Source organism: Nocardiopsis flavescens, assembly GCF_900141985.1.
GTDB classification, from domain to species: Bacteria; Actinomycetota; Actinomycetes; order Streptosporangiales; family Streptosporangiaceae; genus Nocardiopsis; species Nocardiopsis flavescens.
In genome coordinates, this window is record NZ_FQZK01000019.1 from 98,933 (window position 1) to 112,448 (window position 13,516).

At 75.5% G+C, this 13,516-nt stretch carries 12 protein-coding genes; 7 read left to right on the forward strand and 5 right to left on the reverse strand.

Annotated features, from left to right (window positions below; genetic code table 11):
• Nucleotides 1-67: 67 nt before the first annotated feature.
• Nucleotides 68-1,093 (reverse strand): tRNA (adenine-N1)-methyltransferase, encoded by a 1,026-nt coding sequence (locus tag BUE45_RS24370; RefSeq protein WP_073382163.1) that lies wholly within the window; start codon nt 1,091-1,093, stop codon nt 68-70.
• Nucleotides 1,094-1,339: 246 nt separating this feature from the next.
• On the opposite strand from BUE45_RS24370, the gene ppgK reads away from it, so the two are divergent.
• Entirely contained in the window at nt 1,340-2,116 is a 777-nt protein-coding gene (ppgK, locus tag BUE45_RS24375; RefSeq protein WP_073382166.1) for a polyphosphate--glucose phosphotransferase, read from the forward strand.
• Between the two features lie 499 nt (nt 2,117-2,615).
• Here ppgK and BUE45_RS24380 read toward each other — a convergent pair whose 3' ends face one another.
• A complete protein-coding gene (locus tag BUE45_RS24380; protein WP_073382168.1) occupies nt 2,616-2,918 on the reverse strand; it encodes a hypothetical protein in 303 nt (100 codons plus the stop codon).
• A 376-nt stretch (nt 2,919-3,294) separates the two neighbouring features.
• On the opposite strand from BUE45_RS24380, the gene BUE45_RS24385 reads away from it, so the two are divergent.
• Nucleotides 3,295-4,536, forward strand: coding sequence for a helix-turn-helix domain-containing protein (locus BUE45_RS24385; protein ID WP_178378642.1), 1,242 nt, complete (start codon nt 3,295-3,297; stop codon nt 4,534-4,536).
• Between the two features lie 21 nt (nt 4,537-4,557).
• Complete coding sequence (locus BUE45_RS24390) at nt 4,558-5,031, forward strand: hypothetical protein (RefSeq protein ID WP_073382174.1); 474 nt, start codon at nt 4,558-4,560, stop codon at nt 5,029-5,031.
• Between the two features lie 64 nt (nt 5,032-5,095).
• Here BUE45_RS24390 and BUE45_RS24395 read toward each other — a convergent pair whose 3' ends face one another.
• Nucleotides 5,096-6,238: a site-2 protease family protein gene (locus BUE45_RS24395; RefSeq protein WP_378660685.1), complete on the reverse strand. Its 1,143-nt coding sequence runs from the start codon at nt 6,236-6,238 to the stop codon at nt 5,096-5,098.
• Nucleotides 6,239-6,329: 91 nt separating this feature from the next.
• Here BUE45_RS24395 and BUE45_RS24400 point away from each other — a divergent pair, with 91 nt between their 5' ends.
• From BUE45_RS24400 to BUE45_RS24415, 4 genes are all read left to right on the forward strand, one after another.
• On the forward strand, nt 6,330-7,148 hold the full coding sequence (locus BUE45_RS24400) for a RecB family exonuclease (RefSeq protein WP_073382179.1): 819 nt from the start codon (nt 6,330-6,332) through the stop codon (nt 7,146-7,148).
• Nucleotides 7,149-7,195: 47 nt separating this feature from the next.
• Nucleotides 7,196-7,879, forward strand: a complete 684-nt coding sequence (locus tag BUE45_RS24405) for a response regulator (RefSeq protein WP_073382182.1) — start codon at nt 7,196-7,198, stop codon at nt 7,877-7,879.
• Nucleotides 7,880-8,066: 187 nt separating this feature from the next.
• Nucleotides 8,067-9,491: a threonine/serine exporter family protein gene (locus BUE45_RS24410; protein ID WP_378660680.1), complete on the forward strand. Its 1,425-nt coding sequence runs from the start codon at nt 8,067-8,069 to the stop codon at nt 9,489-9,491.
• Between the two features lie 180 nt (nt 9,492-9,671).
• Nucleotides 9,672-9,863, forward strand: a complete 192-nt coding sequence (locus BUE45_RS24415; protein WP_073382184.1) for a DUF5999 family protein — start codon at nt 9,672-9,674, stop codon at nt 9,861-9,863.
• A gap of 116 nt (nt 9,864-9,979) precedes the next feature.
• Here the strand turns inward: BUE45_RS24415 and BUE45_RS24420 are convergent, their stop codons facing one another.
• Nucleotides 9,980-11,209, reverse strand: a complete 1,230-nt coding sequence (locus BUE45_RS24420; RefSeq protein ID WP_073382186.1) for a tetratricopeptide repeat protein — start codon at nt 11,207-11,209, stop codon at nt 9,980-9,982.
• Nucleotides 11,210-11,525: 316 nt separating this feature from the next.
• A partial coding sequence (gene gcvP, locus BUE45_RS24425; protein WP_073382211.1) for an aminomethyl-transferring glycine dehydrogenase occupies nt 11,526-13,516 on the reverse strand: 1,991 nt, incomplete at its 5' end.

Here is a 13,516-nt window from a genome sequence, read left to right on the forward strand (position 1 = left end):
CGGAAACAGGTTCCGGGCGGGCCTGGGGTGTGCGGGGCCGGGCGCTCGCCGGGGCCCGCGGGGCGGGTCACTCCGCGGCGGCGTCCCCTGCCGCGGCGTCCCGGCCGGGGGTCTCCTGCGCCGGGGCCTCCTGCACGGCGGCCTCCCCGGCCGCCGGGGCGGCGGGGGCCTGCGCCGGGGCCGGCCCGGCGGGGGCGCCCTTGGCGGCACCGCCCGCGGCGGCGCGCGAGGCCTCGTAGTCCTGGCCGTAGGCGCCCTTGGCCGGACGGCGGCGGCGCTCGGGCGCCTCCACCCCGTCGGCCAGGCGGCGGGCCACCACCAGGAACCCGGTGTGCCCGATCATGCGGTGGTCCGGGCGCACGGCCAGGCCCTCCACGTGCCAGGTCCGCAGCATGGTCTCCCACGAGCGCGGCTCGTAGAACCTCTCGTCCTCGCGCAGCTCCTCCACCACGCGCGAGAGCTGGGTCGTGGTGGCCACGTAGCAGCACAGCAGGCCGCCGGGGATGAGGGCCCGGGCGACGGCGTCCAGGCACTCCCACGGGGCCAGCATGTCCAGGAACACCCGGTCCACGTCGGTCTCGTCCAGCTCCTCGACCAGGTCGCCGACGGTCAGCGTCCAGGCGGGGTGCGGGCCGCCGTAGAACCGCTCGACGTTCTTACGGGCGATCTCGGCGAAGTCGGCGCGGCGCTCGTAGGAGTGCACCATGCCCTTCTCGCCCACCGCGCGCAGCAGCCAGTTGGACATGGCGCCGGACCCGGCGCCGGCCTCCACGACGCGGGCGCCGGGGAAGATGTCGGCCTCCACCATCACCTGGGCGGCGTCCTTGGGGTAGACGATGGTCGCCCCGCGCTTCATGGACAGCGTGTAGTCGATGAGCAGGGGGCGCAGCGCCACATAGGCGGTACCGGTGTTGGAGCGCACGACACTGCCCTCGGGCCGGCCGAGGAGGTCGTCGTGCTCGACCTTGCCCTTGTGGGAGTGGAAGGTGCCCCCCTCGTGGAGGGTGATCGTGTGCATGCGACCCTTGGGGTCGGTCAACTGCACGGTGTCACCGTCGGTGAAGGGACCACGGCGGCCATGGATACCGGTCAACGTCGCTCTCGTCTTCCCAGGTTCGGTTCGGTCGGGGCGATCGCCCAGCGTATCGGTCCGCGGACACCACCCGTGCACGTGCGCGGAGCCGCGAAGGGCGGCGGACGCCCGGCGCGGGCCGCCGCGGGCGGGCGCGCCGACACGCTCCCCCGGCACGGGCCGTGTGTGCGAAGCCCCGCCGGGCCGGGCAGTATCAGCCCAGCGGGCCGACCGCCCGCCCAAGCACGGACACGGAGACGAGGACCCATGTCAGAGCCGACCACCGGCCTGGGGATCGACATCGGCGGCAGCGGCATCAAGGGGGCCCCGGTCGACCTGACGACCGGGGAGTTCCTCAAGGACCGCCTCAAGGTCCCCACCCCCCACCACGCCGGCCCCGAGCAGGTCGCCGAGATCGTCGGGGAGATCGCCGGTCACTTCCCCGAGGCCGCCGACCTGCCCCTGGGCATCACCTTCCCCGGCGTGGTGCAGAACGGGGTGGTGCGCACCGCCGCCAACCTCCACAAGAGCTGGATAGGCACCGACGCGCGGGCGCTGTTCGCACAGGTCACCGGGCGGCCGGTGCGGCTGCTCAACGACGCCGACGCCGCGGCCGTGGCCGAGGCCCGCCACGGGGCCGCCGCGGGGGTGCCGGGCGTGGTGCTCATGACCACCCTGGGCACCGGGATCGGCACGGCGCTGGTGGTGGGCGGGAACCTGGTGCCCAACACCGAGTTCGGCCACCTGGAGATCGACGGCCACGACGCCGAGTCCAAGGCGTCCTCGGGGGCCAAGGAGCGCGAGGGGCTGTCCTACCCGGACTGGGCCCACAAGCGCCTCCAGCGGTACTACCGGGTCGTGGAGGACCTGCTCTGGCCGGACCTGATCGTGGTGGGGGGCGGGGTGAGCCGCAAGTCGGAGAAGTTCCTGCCGCTGCTGGACATCCGCACCCCGATCGTCCCGGCGCAGCTGCGCAACACCGCGGGCATCGTGGGCGCGGCCCTGGCCGCGTACGGCCCGGGCACGGCGGTCCCGGGCGCCTGAGCGGGCGCCGGGCGCGCCGGTCCGGCCCCCGGCGCGTTCGCCGTGCCGGGGGACGGCGTCCCTCCCGGCGCGCTCCCCCGCGCTCCCCCGCGGGCCCGGGCGGGCTGCGGCCCGTGGCGGCGGGCCCGGTCCCCGGGACCCGTGGACCCGGGGACGGCGGCGCAGGCGCGCCCCGGCCGCAAGAGGGAAGAGGCCGGAGCGCACCCCGTCGCGACCGCCCGGGGGCGCGGGGCGGGACCGCCGCGGCCCCGGGGGGCCGTTGCGGCGGTCGCCGCGCCCCGGCCGCGGGGGAGGTGCGGCCGGAGCACGGTCCGGAGGCGGCCCGGCCACGGAGGGAGTGCGGTCGGGACGCTTCCGGCTCCCGCCGGCCCGGGGCTCGAAAGGAGCGGCCCGGAGGCGGGACGGTGGGGCGGGCCCGGTCGGGGCCCGCGCGAAGGGACGGGGTCGTCGGGGCGGTCCGTGCCGCGCCCGTCGGGGGCGGGCGCGGTGGAGCGCGGGGTCAGGTGCGCTCCAGCGCCCCCAGGATCCGGCGGACGGCCTCGGAGGGCCGGGTGGCCGGGGAGAGCGGCACGCCCGCCAGCGGCCGGGGCTCGCCCGGCCACCTCATCCACCACCACAGGTCGCCCCGGTGCGGCCGCAGCAGCGCGTGCTGGGGTCCGGCGTGCACGATGCCGAGCACCCCGTCCTCGCGGGCCTCGACCCCGTGCGAGCGCAGCTCCGCGGCCAGCCCGCGCAACACGTGGTCGACTCCGCCGGGACGGCGCATGTCCGGATCACCCGCCGGTGGGGTGTCGACGCTCACTCAGGCCTCCCCTGGGTCGTCAGCGGCGCTTCCCACTCTGCCCCACCCCCGGGACCGCAAATGCACGCCTATGCGTATCACGCATGAGCCTTCGGTCGACCGCGCGGCGAAACGGCGCCCGCTTTCCGCAGGGGCACCACCGACAGCCGCGAAAACCATGAGAAGTGTTTTATCGCTCTAATGACAACAACCCATCCCACAAGGGACGCAGCGCTCACCTAAGGCGCTTCGAACGGGGTTGTGAGAAGCCACGAAAAACCGTGAACCCGCGCTTTCCCCGGCCCCGTCGGCGCGAACACGGCCACCAACGGCGCCCCGAATCCCTAATCTGAACCCCATGTCCCAACTTCCACCGGACCTGTGGTCCCGGCCGCGCATCGCGGCCGCCCTGGCCACCTGCGACATGGCGACGGTCATCGAGGGGGTGCGCACCGCCCGCGGCTGGTCCCAGGGCGACCTGGCGCGCGCCGTCGCCTACTCCCAGAGCTGGGTCTCCCGGGTCGTCAACGGCCAGCAGTCGCTCACGGTCACCCAGGTCCACGACCTGGCCCGGCGACTGGACATCCCGCTGCACCTGCTGCGCTTCGACGGCACCCTGCAGCCCGACGCCGACGCGGCCCCCGCGGCGCCCGCACCCGAACCCGGGCGCGCCGCCGACACCCCGGCCGCCCTGCTCGACGGCGGACAGCTCTCCGTCGACGCCACCATCGCGCCGGCCCTGCGCTCCATCACCGGCGGCCAGCGCCGCATGGACTCCACCTCGCCCGCCCGGGACCTGCTGCCCAGCGCCGTGGCCCACGTGCACCTGGCGGAGCGGATGCTCCTCAAGGCGCGCGGCACCACCCACCACTCCGCCGTCAGCGCCGCCGCCAGCGAGGCCTCCGGGTTCGCCGCCTGGCTGCACGCCGACCAGGGCGACATGGGGTCGGCCCGCATGCACTACCGCACCGCCGTCATCCGGGCCCGCCAGGCCGGGATGCGGCTGCTCGACGTGTACATGCTCGGCTCCCTGGCCGCCTTCGAGATCGACACCGCCGAGGACCCCGAACTGGGCCTGGGGCTGGTCCAGGAGGCCGAGTACGTCCTGGGCCCCTCCGCCCACCCCACCGCACGCGCCTGGCTGGCCTGCGTGGGGGCGCTGGCCCACGCCGGGATCGGCGACCGCTCCGCGGCGGCCCACGGCATCGGCCGCGCCGAGAAGGAGATCGCCCGCTCGGGCAACACCAACCCGCCCTGGCCGTGGGTGTTCGCCTTCGACCAGGCCAAGGTGGCCGGATACCGGGCGCTGGTGGGGGTGCGCCTGCGCAGCCCCCACGACGCCCGCGACGCCTTCGCCGAGGCCTCGGGCCCCCAGGCCCGGGGCGCCAAGCAGTCCGCCGTCCTCAAGGTCGAGCTGGCCGCGGCGCACGCCGAGGCCGGCGACGTCGACGAGGCGTTCCGCCTGGCGGTGGAGGCGCTGGACACCGGGACCCGGTTCGGGTCGGCCCGGGTCGTGGACCGGGTCCGGTCCTTCAGACGCCGCTACAGAGGCCCCCAGGCGGCCTGTGTCCGAGACCTCGACGACCGCCTCGCCTCCCTCGTGAACGCCGCCCCCTCCTCTGGGTACAAAAGCGGCTAAACGAACAGCAGGGAGGATGACGTGATCCGCATCGGCATCACCGGACATCGCAACCTGGCCCCCGATGTCGGCCGCGCCGTCGCCGCCCTCATCGACTCGCACCTGGAGCCCTACGGCTGCGCCATGGTGGGCCTGTCCTGCCTGGCCGACGGGGCCGACGCCCTGTTCGCCGCCGCGGTCCTCGACGCCGGAGCCCCCCTGGAGGCGGTCGTCCCCGCCCGGGGCTACCGCGACGGGCTCCCCGCCGGGCACCACCGGCTCTACGACCGCCTGCTCTCCCGGGCCGTCCTCGTCCACGCCCTACCCCACGAGGACTCCACGCCCCGGGCCCACCTGGAGGCGGGCCGGTTCCTGGTCGAGCGCTGCGACCGGCTGTTCGCCGTGTGGGACGGCGAACCCGCCCGCGGCCCCGGCGGCACGGCCGACGTCGTCTCCCACGCCCGCTCCCTGCACCGCCCCGTGTCCGTCCTGTGGCCCGAGGGCGCCCGCCGCTGAGAAGGCCCCGGGCCGGACGGTCCCGACGACCGCCCGGCCCGGGGCCCGCGTACCCGGGACACCCTCACCCCCGGCCCGCCATCGCGGCGTTGACGTCGACGGCGCGCAGCACCCCGTGCACCGCCCCGTCGGCGTCCACCACCAGGTACTCCGGCAGCGGGTGCGAGGTCAGGCGCTCCATCATCTCCTCGCCCTCCAGGTCCAGCGCCAGCACCGAATGCGCGGTCAGCGCCCGCGCCACCTCCGCCACCGGCACCCACGCCCGGCGCCCCGGGGTCACCTCCTCCGCCATCCCCGGGTGCACCACCCCCGTCGGCACACCCTCGGAGTCGGTCACCACCACGGCCGTCGCCCCGATCACCCCGGCGCGCCGCTCGGCCTCCGCCAGCGGCGTGTCCGCCGGGACCGCCACCGCGGGCCGCGCCAGCTCCCGGACCCGCAGGCCCGGCACCCGCGCGCGCACCCGGGCCGCCCGCAGCGAATCGGTGGCGCCCATCCACATGAACCCGCCCAGCACCAGCCCCCACACCGTCCCCCACGGGTTGAGGGCGCCGTTCAGCCAGCCCAGCAGCAGCGGCACCGCCACCACCGCCAGCGCCAGCACCCGGCCGCCCCAGGCCGCCGCCACACTGCCCGCCAGCGGCCGGCCGGTCAGCTTCCACACCGCGGCCCGCACCAGCCGCCCGCCGTCCAGCGGCAGCCCCGGCAGCAGGTTGAACACACCCACCAGCAGGTTGGCCACCCACAGCTGGAACAGCAGCTCGCCCACTACCGTGAACGGGTCCGCCAGCAGGAACAGCCCGAACGCCCCCGCCGCGATCAGCAGCGAGAACAGCGGCCCCACGAACGCGATCCAGAACTCCCGCCCCGGCGTGGGCGCCTCCTTCTCGATCTCGGAGACCCCGCCCAGCACGTACAGCACGATCCGGCGCACCGGGAGCCCGTACCGGCGCGCCACCACCGAGTGCGCCAGCTCGTGCACCAGCACCGAGGCGTACAGCAGCAGCGCGAACACGAACGCCATCGCATAGGACAGCGCCGGCCACAGGGCCAGGCGCTCCTGCACGATCCCGCCGTACACCAGGGTGATGAGGACCGCCACCACCCACCACGAGGCCGTCACGTACACGGGGACCCCGAAGGGTCGGCCCAGCAGCAGTCCGCTGGAGCGGTCGCGGGGCGCGGGGCGATCGTTGCCGGTGGTCACGACCCAAGGTTACGGGGCCGCGCCGCACCCGGCCCCCAGGGGTCCCGGCGCGCGGGTGTCGCCTGTCACGGGCTTCTCATAGGCTCGGGGCATGACCACCGCGCTCCTGCCGTCCGCCCTGTCGCCGTCGCGGGCCTCCGACTTCCTCCAGTGCCCGCTGCTCTTCCGGTTCCGCACCATCGACCGGCTCCCGGAGGCCCCGAGCGCGGCGGCCCTGCGCGGAACCCTGGTCCACTCCTGCCTGGAGCGGCTCTACGAGCTGCCGGCCGAGACCCGCACCCCCCGCACCGCCGTCGGCCTGGTGGACCCCCAGTGGACCCGGCTCCGGGACAAGCGCCCCGAGGTCGAGGACCTGTTCGCCGACGACGCCGCCCGCGACGCCTGGCTGGAGTCCGCCCGCGACCTCGTCCGCCGCTACTTCGACCTGGAGAACCCCGCCTCGCTGGAACCCCGCGAGCGCGAGATGCGCATCGAGGTGGAACTGCCCACCGGCCTGCGGCTGCGCGGCTACGTGGACCGGCTCGACGTCACCCCCGACGGGCGCGTCCGCGTCGTCGACTACAAGACCGGCAAGTCCCCCTCGCCCCGCTTCGAGGACAAGGCCAAGTTCCAGATCTTCTTCTACGCGGTGATGCTCTGGCGCGACCTGGGCATCGTCCCCACCCGCCTGCAACTGGTCTACCTGGGCGGGAACGGGGCGATCCGCTGGTACGACCCGACCGAGGACGAACTGCGCGCCGCCGAGGCGGAGATCTCCGACATCTGGTCGCGCATCGAGGCCGCCGGCCGCGCCGGGGTGTGGGAGCCCAAGAAGAGCAGGCTGTGCGACTGGTGCGACCACCGCGCCGTCTGCCCCGCCTTCGGCGGCACCCCGCCGCCGCTGCCCGACGCCCTCCCCCCGGGTGCCTGAGCCCGGGACCGCCCCCGCAGAGCCCGCCGATGCGGCAGAATCGGCCTGTGCCCGTCTCAGTCCTGCTGGTCGACGACCAGCCCCTCGTCCGCGCCGGCTTCCGCATGATCCTGGAGGCCGCCCCCCACCTCTCCGTGGTCGGCGAGGCCTCCGACGGGCGCGAGGCGGTGGAGGCCGCCCGGCGCCTGCTGCCCGACGTCGTCCTGATGGACGTGCGCATGCCCGGCATGGACGGCGTCGAGGCCACCCGGCGCATCGTCGAGCGCTCCCGCTCCCTGGACCAGTCCGTCCGGGTACTGGTGCTCACCACCTTCGACCTCGACGAGTACGCGGTGGGCACCCTGCGGGCGGGCGCCCACGGCTTCCTGCTCAAGGACTCCCCTCCCGAGGAGCTGGTCGCGGCGGTGGAGACCGTCGCCTCCGGCGGCGCGGTCGTCACCCCCCAGGTGCTGGAGCGGCTGCTGGCCCGCTTCGCCCCGCTGCTGCCCGCCGCGGCGGACGCGCAGGACCCCCCGGCCGACCCCCTCACCGAGCGCGAGCGCGAGGTGCTGCGCCTGGTCGCGCGCGGCTGGTCCAACTCCGAGATCGCCGCCCACCTGGTCGTCGGGGAGACGACCGTCAAGTCGCACGTGGGCCGCATCCTCACCAAGCTCGGCCTGCGCGACCGCGTACAGGCCGTGGTGCACGCCTATGAGAACGGGCTGGTGCGGCGCGGGGAGCGCGAGGGGTGAGGCGCCCGGACCCGGCGCGTTCCCCCGCGCCGGCCCGCCCGCCTTGGGAGGATGATCCGGTGATCGAACTCACCGGCATCCGGTCCCCGGACGGGCGAACCCCGCGAGAAGGGGCCGCGTCCCCCTCCGGGGTCGTGAGCACCGAGCGGACCGCCGCGGGGGACGCGGCGGGGAGGGGAGGACGAACATGGAGGACAAGCGGGGAGGCCGCCCGCCGTCGGGTGAGGACCGCATGCTCAGCCGCATGCGCGACTGGCGCGCCCGGCACGAGCGGGACCTGACCCCGGACGAGGAGGACGAGGAGCGCCCGCTCCCCGACGCCAGGGCCATCGACCTGGTCCTGCGGGTCGGCGAGCTGATGCTCGCCAGCGGCGAGGGCACCGAGGCCGTCAGCGAGGCGATGCTGAGCCTCACGGTGGCCTTCAACCTGCCGCGGTCGGAGGTGTCGGTCACCTTCACCACCATCACCCTGTCCACTCACCCGGGCGGAGACCACCCGCCCATCACCGGCGAGCGCGTGGTGCGCCGCCGGTCCCTGGACTACTACCGCGTCAACGAGCTGCACACGCTGGTGCAGCGGTCGGCCCTGGGCCTGATGGAGCTGGAGGACGCCGCCGCCAGGCTGGAGTTCATCCGCCGGGCCCCGACGCCCTACCCCAACTGGGTGATCGTGGTCGGGTTCGGGATGATCGCCGCCAGCGCCGGCGTGATGATGGGCGGCGGCTTCGTCGTGGCCGCGGCGGCGTTCCTGGCCGCGGTGCTGGGCGACCGCACGTCGGTGTTCCTGGCCCGGCGCGGGGTCGCCGAGTTCTACCAGATGGCCGCCGCGGCGGCGGTCGCCGCGACCATCGGCGTGGGCGTGCTGTGGGTCGGCACCCAGATCGACCACCCGTTCCAGGCCGGCGCGATCATCACCGGCAACATCATGGCGCTGCTGCCGGGGCGCCCGCTGGTGGCCAGCCTCCAGGACGGGATCAGCGGCAGCTACGTGTCGTCGGCGGCACGGCTGCTGGAGACCTTCTTCATCCTGGGCGCGATCGTGTCGGGGGTCGGCGCGGTGGCCTACGCGGCGGTGCGGCTGGGCGTGCCCATCGACCTGGACAACCTGCCTTCCGCGGGCACCTCCATGGAGCCGCTGGTCCTGCTCGGCGCGGCCGGGATCGCGATCGCGTTCGCGGTGTCGCTGGCGGTGCCGGCCCGGATGCTGGCGACCATCGGCCTGCTGGGCGTGATGATCTGGGTCATCTACGCGGGCATGCGGGAGCTGTTCGAGGTCCCGCCGGTGGTCGGCGCCGTCGTGGGCGCGGTGGCGGTGGGGGTGGTGGGCCACTGGCTGGCCCGGCGCACGCGCCGGCCGGTGCTGCCCTACCTGGTGCCCTCGATCGCGCCGCTGCTCCCGGGCAGCCTCCTGTACCGCGGGCTGCTCGAATTCACCCAGGGCACCGCGATGACGGGCCTGCTCTCGCTGGTGGAGGCGGTCATGGTGGGCCTGGCCCTGGGCGCCGGGGTGAACCTGGGCGGCGAGCTGGTACGGGCGTTCCAGCGCGGCGGCCTGGCCGGGGCGGGCATGCGCGGCAGGCCGGCGGCGCGCCGGACACGGGGCGGATATTGATCTTCGGCGCGATCCCGGTCAAGGTGATGCGAACCACAGCGGGTTCGCGGGTATCTCACCGGGTGAGAGCGGACGACGACACCGACGCCGTGTTTTCACCGCGAAACGTGACAAGCATGTGATGTCAGCCACTATTCTTGGCGTCAGCTCAACGACGAGCCCTAAAGAAAGGCCGATCCCATGTGCAGCCATCAGCCTCCGTGCCCCTCCTTCGAGGACACCGACCGCGAGGCGGCACGCGTCGTCTCCAGCCATCCGGAACAGGGGTGGAGTCTGCTCTGCAACGGCGTGGTCCTTTTCGACGACACCGGTGAACTGCTGCCCGACGGCGCCGTCGTGGCCCCGCACCGCCCCCGCGTCCCGGCCGCCTGACGCCGGGAACCACCGTCCCCAGCGGTCCCGCCGACGGACCGGACGGCCCCGCCCGGGAGCAGAGCCCCCGGGCGGTGGCACGCGAACCGGGGCGGACCGCCCGCGCGGACCGCGGGTCACAGCCTCCCGGGCCAGTCCTCGGGCAGCGCTCCGGGGTCACCGGTGGCCTCCGCCAGCCGGCGGCGCAGGTCGGCGTGCAGGCCCGGACCCCACACGAGGTCGTCGGGGGTCCGCACCGCCCGGACCAGCGCCCCGCGCAGCTCCTGCGGGCGCACCTCGCCCTCCAGGGCGGGCAGCGCCGCCAGGGCGTGCATCCGGGTCAGCACCGCGAACAGCTCCGCCGCCAGCGCGGGCGCGCTGGCCGTGGCCACGGCCTCCTCCAGGTAGGGCTCCCACCACGCGCCCTCCTCCGCGCCCTCGGCGGCGAATCCGCGCCGCAGCCGGGCACCAACCTCCTCCGCGGTGGCGTCGCCGTGCCCGCGCAGCCCGCCGCGCCACACCCCGGCGGCCCCGTCGGTGTCACCGCGCAGGGCCAGCAGGCCGGCCAGCAGCTCCACGGCGGCGCCGGCGGTCCGCGGCGCGATGGGCTCCTCCCCCTCCCCCGGCGGTTCCGCCACGGCGCCCAGGTCGGCGATGGCGTGCTCCAGGTGGGCGGCGGCCCGCAGCAGGCGCAGTTCGGGGTCCTCGGCCACGGACAGGCCCCGGTCCGCCGCGCTCAGGGCGGCGCCCGGCGCGCCCCGGCCCAGCAGCCGCCCGGACAGGTCGCGGGCGGCGTCGACGACGGTCTCGGCGTGCAGCCGGTCCGGCCGTCCCTCGGGCGGGGCCAGGGCCGCCTCCCAGTGCTCGCGGGCGGCTGCGTCGTCGCCGCGCTCCTCGGCGGCGCGGGCCAGCCCGTGGTGGGCGACGGCGGCGTGCCCGGGACCGCCCAGGCCGAGCAGGCGGCGCCAGAGGTGCTCGGCCTCGCCGGTCTCGCCGTCGCGCTCCAGGGACAGCGCCAGGTGGTGGGCGGCGCGGGGGGCGTACCGGGCGTCCCCGGTGTCCAGGGCCCGGCGGGCCGCGTCGCGGGCGGCGGCGGTGTCGCCGCGTCCGTCCTCGACCACGGCCAGCCCCAGCAGGGCGCGGGCCGACACCCCGGGGGCCGGGTCGGCGGCCACCGCGCGGCGGTAGAGTTCGGCGGCGCGGTCGAGGTGGCCGTGCTCGGCCAGGTCGCGGGCCTGGTCGCACAGTCCGGGGGCCTCCCCCGCCGACGGCGCGGGACCGGCCGGGGCGTCCCCGGGGTCGACGGCCCGCGGCGCCGGGTCGGGGGGGCCGCCGGAGCGCGCGGAGGGGCCTGACGTCGTGGTCATCGCTGTGTCGGGCGTGTGGGCCCGGCCCGCGGGGGCCGGGAGGAACGCCCTCCTCCTTCACGGTGCGGGCGTGGCCGCCGGCTCACCGGGGTCCCTCTGCGCCGGGCGCTCTCCGGTGGGGGGCCGCGCTGTGGGGCGCGGGGTGTCGCCGCAACTCTAACGCGCGCGCGGGGGACGGGAGGAGACGGCGGGTGCCGGTGTCGCCGCGCGGGATGCGTGTGCTCTCCGGGGCGGCCCATGCCCCACCTTTATGTCGTAGATTTCCCTATTGTCCGAATAGGGGCCCCGCCCGTTCCCGGACGGGGCCCCGCGGCCCCTACAGCTCGAACGCCTCCGGCGGCGGGCAGGAGCACACCAGGTTCCGGTCGCCGTAGGCCTGGTCGATACGGCCCACCGGCGGCCAGTACTTGTCGCGGCGCAGCGACGGCACCGGGTACGCGGCGTCCGCGCGGGTGTACCCGTGGGTCCACTCGTCCGCCGTGACCTCCTCCGCGGTGTGCGGGGCGTTGCGCAGCGGGTTGTCCTCGGCGTCCCACTCCCCCGACGCGACCCGGTCGATCTCGGCGCGGATGGCGATCATCGCCTCGACGAACCGCTCCAGCTCCGCCAGGTCCTCGCTCTCGGTCGGCTCCACCATGAGCGTCCCGGCCACCGGGAACGACATCGTCGGTGCGTGGAAGCCGTAGTCCATCAGGCGCTTGGCGACGTCCTCGTTGCTGATGCCGCTGGCCTTCTGGAGCGGGCGGATGTCGATGATGCACTCGTGGGCCACCAGGCCGCCCGCGCCGGTGTAGAGCACCGGGTAGTACGGCTCCAGGCGCTTGGCCAGGTAGTTCGCCGAGAGCACGGCCACCTCGGTGGCGGTGCGCAGCCCCTCGCCGCCCATCATCCGCACGTAGGCCCAGGAGATCGGCAGGATGCCCGCCGAGCCGAACGGCGCCGCCGACACCGGGCCCACGCCCGTGTGCGGCCCCGCCTCGGACTGCCCCGGGTGGTTGGGCAGGAACGCCGCCAGGTGCGAGCGCACCGCGACCGGGCCCACGCCCGGGCCGCCGCCGCCGTGCGGGATGCAGAAGGTCTTGTGCAGGTTCAGGTGGCTGACGTCGGCCCCGAACTCGCCCGGCTTGGCCCAGCCCACGAGCGCGTTCAGGTTGGCGCCGTCGACGTAGACCTGGCCCCCGGCCTTGTGGACCAGGCGGCACACCTCGGTGATGGTGTCCTCGTACACGCCGTGCGTGGACGGGTAGGTCACCATGATCGCGGCCAGCGCGTCCGCGTGCGCGGCGATCTTGGCCCGGAGGTCGTCCAGGTCGATGTTGCCGCCCTCGTCGCAGGCCACCACGGCCACGCGCATGCCCGCCATCACCGCGCTGGCGGCGTTGGTGCCGTGCGCGGAGCTGGGGATCAGGCACACGTCGCGGTGGTCGTCGCCGCGCGAGCGGTGGTAGCCGCGGATGGCCAGCAGGCCCGCGAACTCGCCCTGGGAGCCGGCGTTGGGCTGGAGGGACACCGCGTCGTAGCCGGTGATCTCGGCCAGCCAGGCCTCCAGGTCGCGGATGAGCGCCACCGAGCCCGCCGCCTGGTCCAGCGGGGCCAGCGGGTGCAGGCCCGCGAACTCCGGCCAGGTGACGGCCTCCATCTCGGCGGTGGCGTTGAGCTTCATGGTGCACGAGCCCAGCGGGATCATCGTGCGGTCCAGCGCCAGGTCGCGGTCGGACAGCCTGCGCATGTAGCGCAGCAGCGAGGTCTCGCTGCGGTGGGTGTTGAACACCGGGTGGTCGAGGTAGTCCACCCCGCGCGCCAGGTCCCCGGGCACGCGGTCGGCGTCCTCGTCCACGGACACCGCGGTCCGGGCGGCGCCGCGCCCGCCCTCGCCGAAGGCGTCGGCCAGCGCGGTCAGGTCCGCGGCGGTCGTGGTCTCGTCCAGGCTGACCCCGACGGTGGACGCGTCGGCGCGCAGCAGGTTGAACCCGGCGGCCAGGGCGTCCTCCAGGACCCGGTCGGCGCTGGGCACCCGCACCCGCAGGGTGTCGAAGTAGGAGTCGTGGACGATCTCGAAGCCGCGCTCGGCCAGGGCGCCGGCCAGGGCCGCGGTGCGGGTGTGCACCTGGCGGGCGATCGCGCGCAGCCCGTGCGGGCCGTGGTAGACGGCGTACATGCCGGCCATGACGGCGAGCAGCACCTGCGCGGTGCAGATGTTGCTGGTGGCCTTCTCCCGGCGGATGTGCTGCTCGCGGGTCTGCAGCGCCAGCCGGTAGGCGGGGCGGCCCGCGGCGTCCACCGAGACGCCCACGAGGCGGCCCGGGA

Bases quoted from the DNA above. Each gene is read 5' to 3' on its own strand.
- ppgK (WP_073382166.1), top strand. From the start codon at position 1,340: ATGTCAGAGCCGACCACCGGCCTGGGGATCGACATCGGCGGCAGCGGC.
- BUE45_RS24400 (WP_073382179.1), top strand. From the start codon at position 6,330: ATGACCACCGCGCTCCTGCCGTCCGCCCTGTCGCCGTCGCGGGCCTCC.
- BUE45_RS24410 (WP_378660680.1), top strand. From the start codon at position 8,067: ATGGAGGACAAGCGGGGAGGCCGCCCGCCGTCGGGTGAGGACCGCATG.
- BUE45_RS24415 (WP_073382184.1), top strand. From the start codon at position 9,672: ATGTGCAGCCATCAGCCTCCGTGCCCCTCCTTCGAGGACACCGACCGC.
- BUE45_RS24420 (WP_073382186.1), bottom strand. From the start codon at position 11,209: ATGACCACGACGTCAGGCCCCTCCGCGCGCTCCGGCGGCCCCCCCGAC.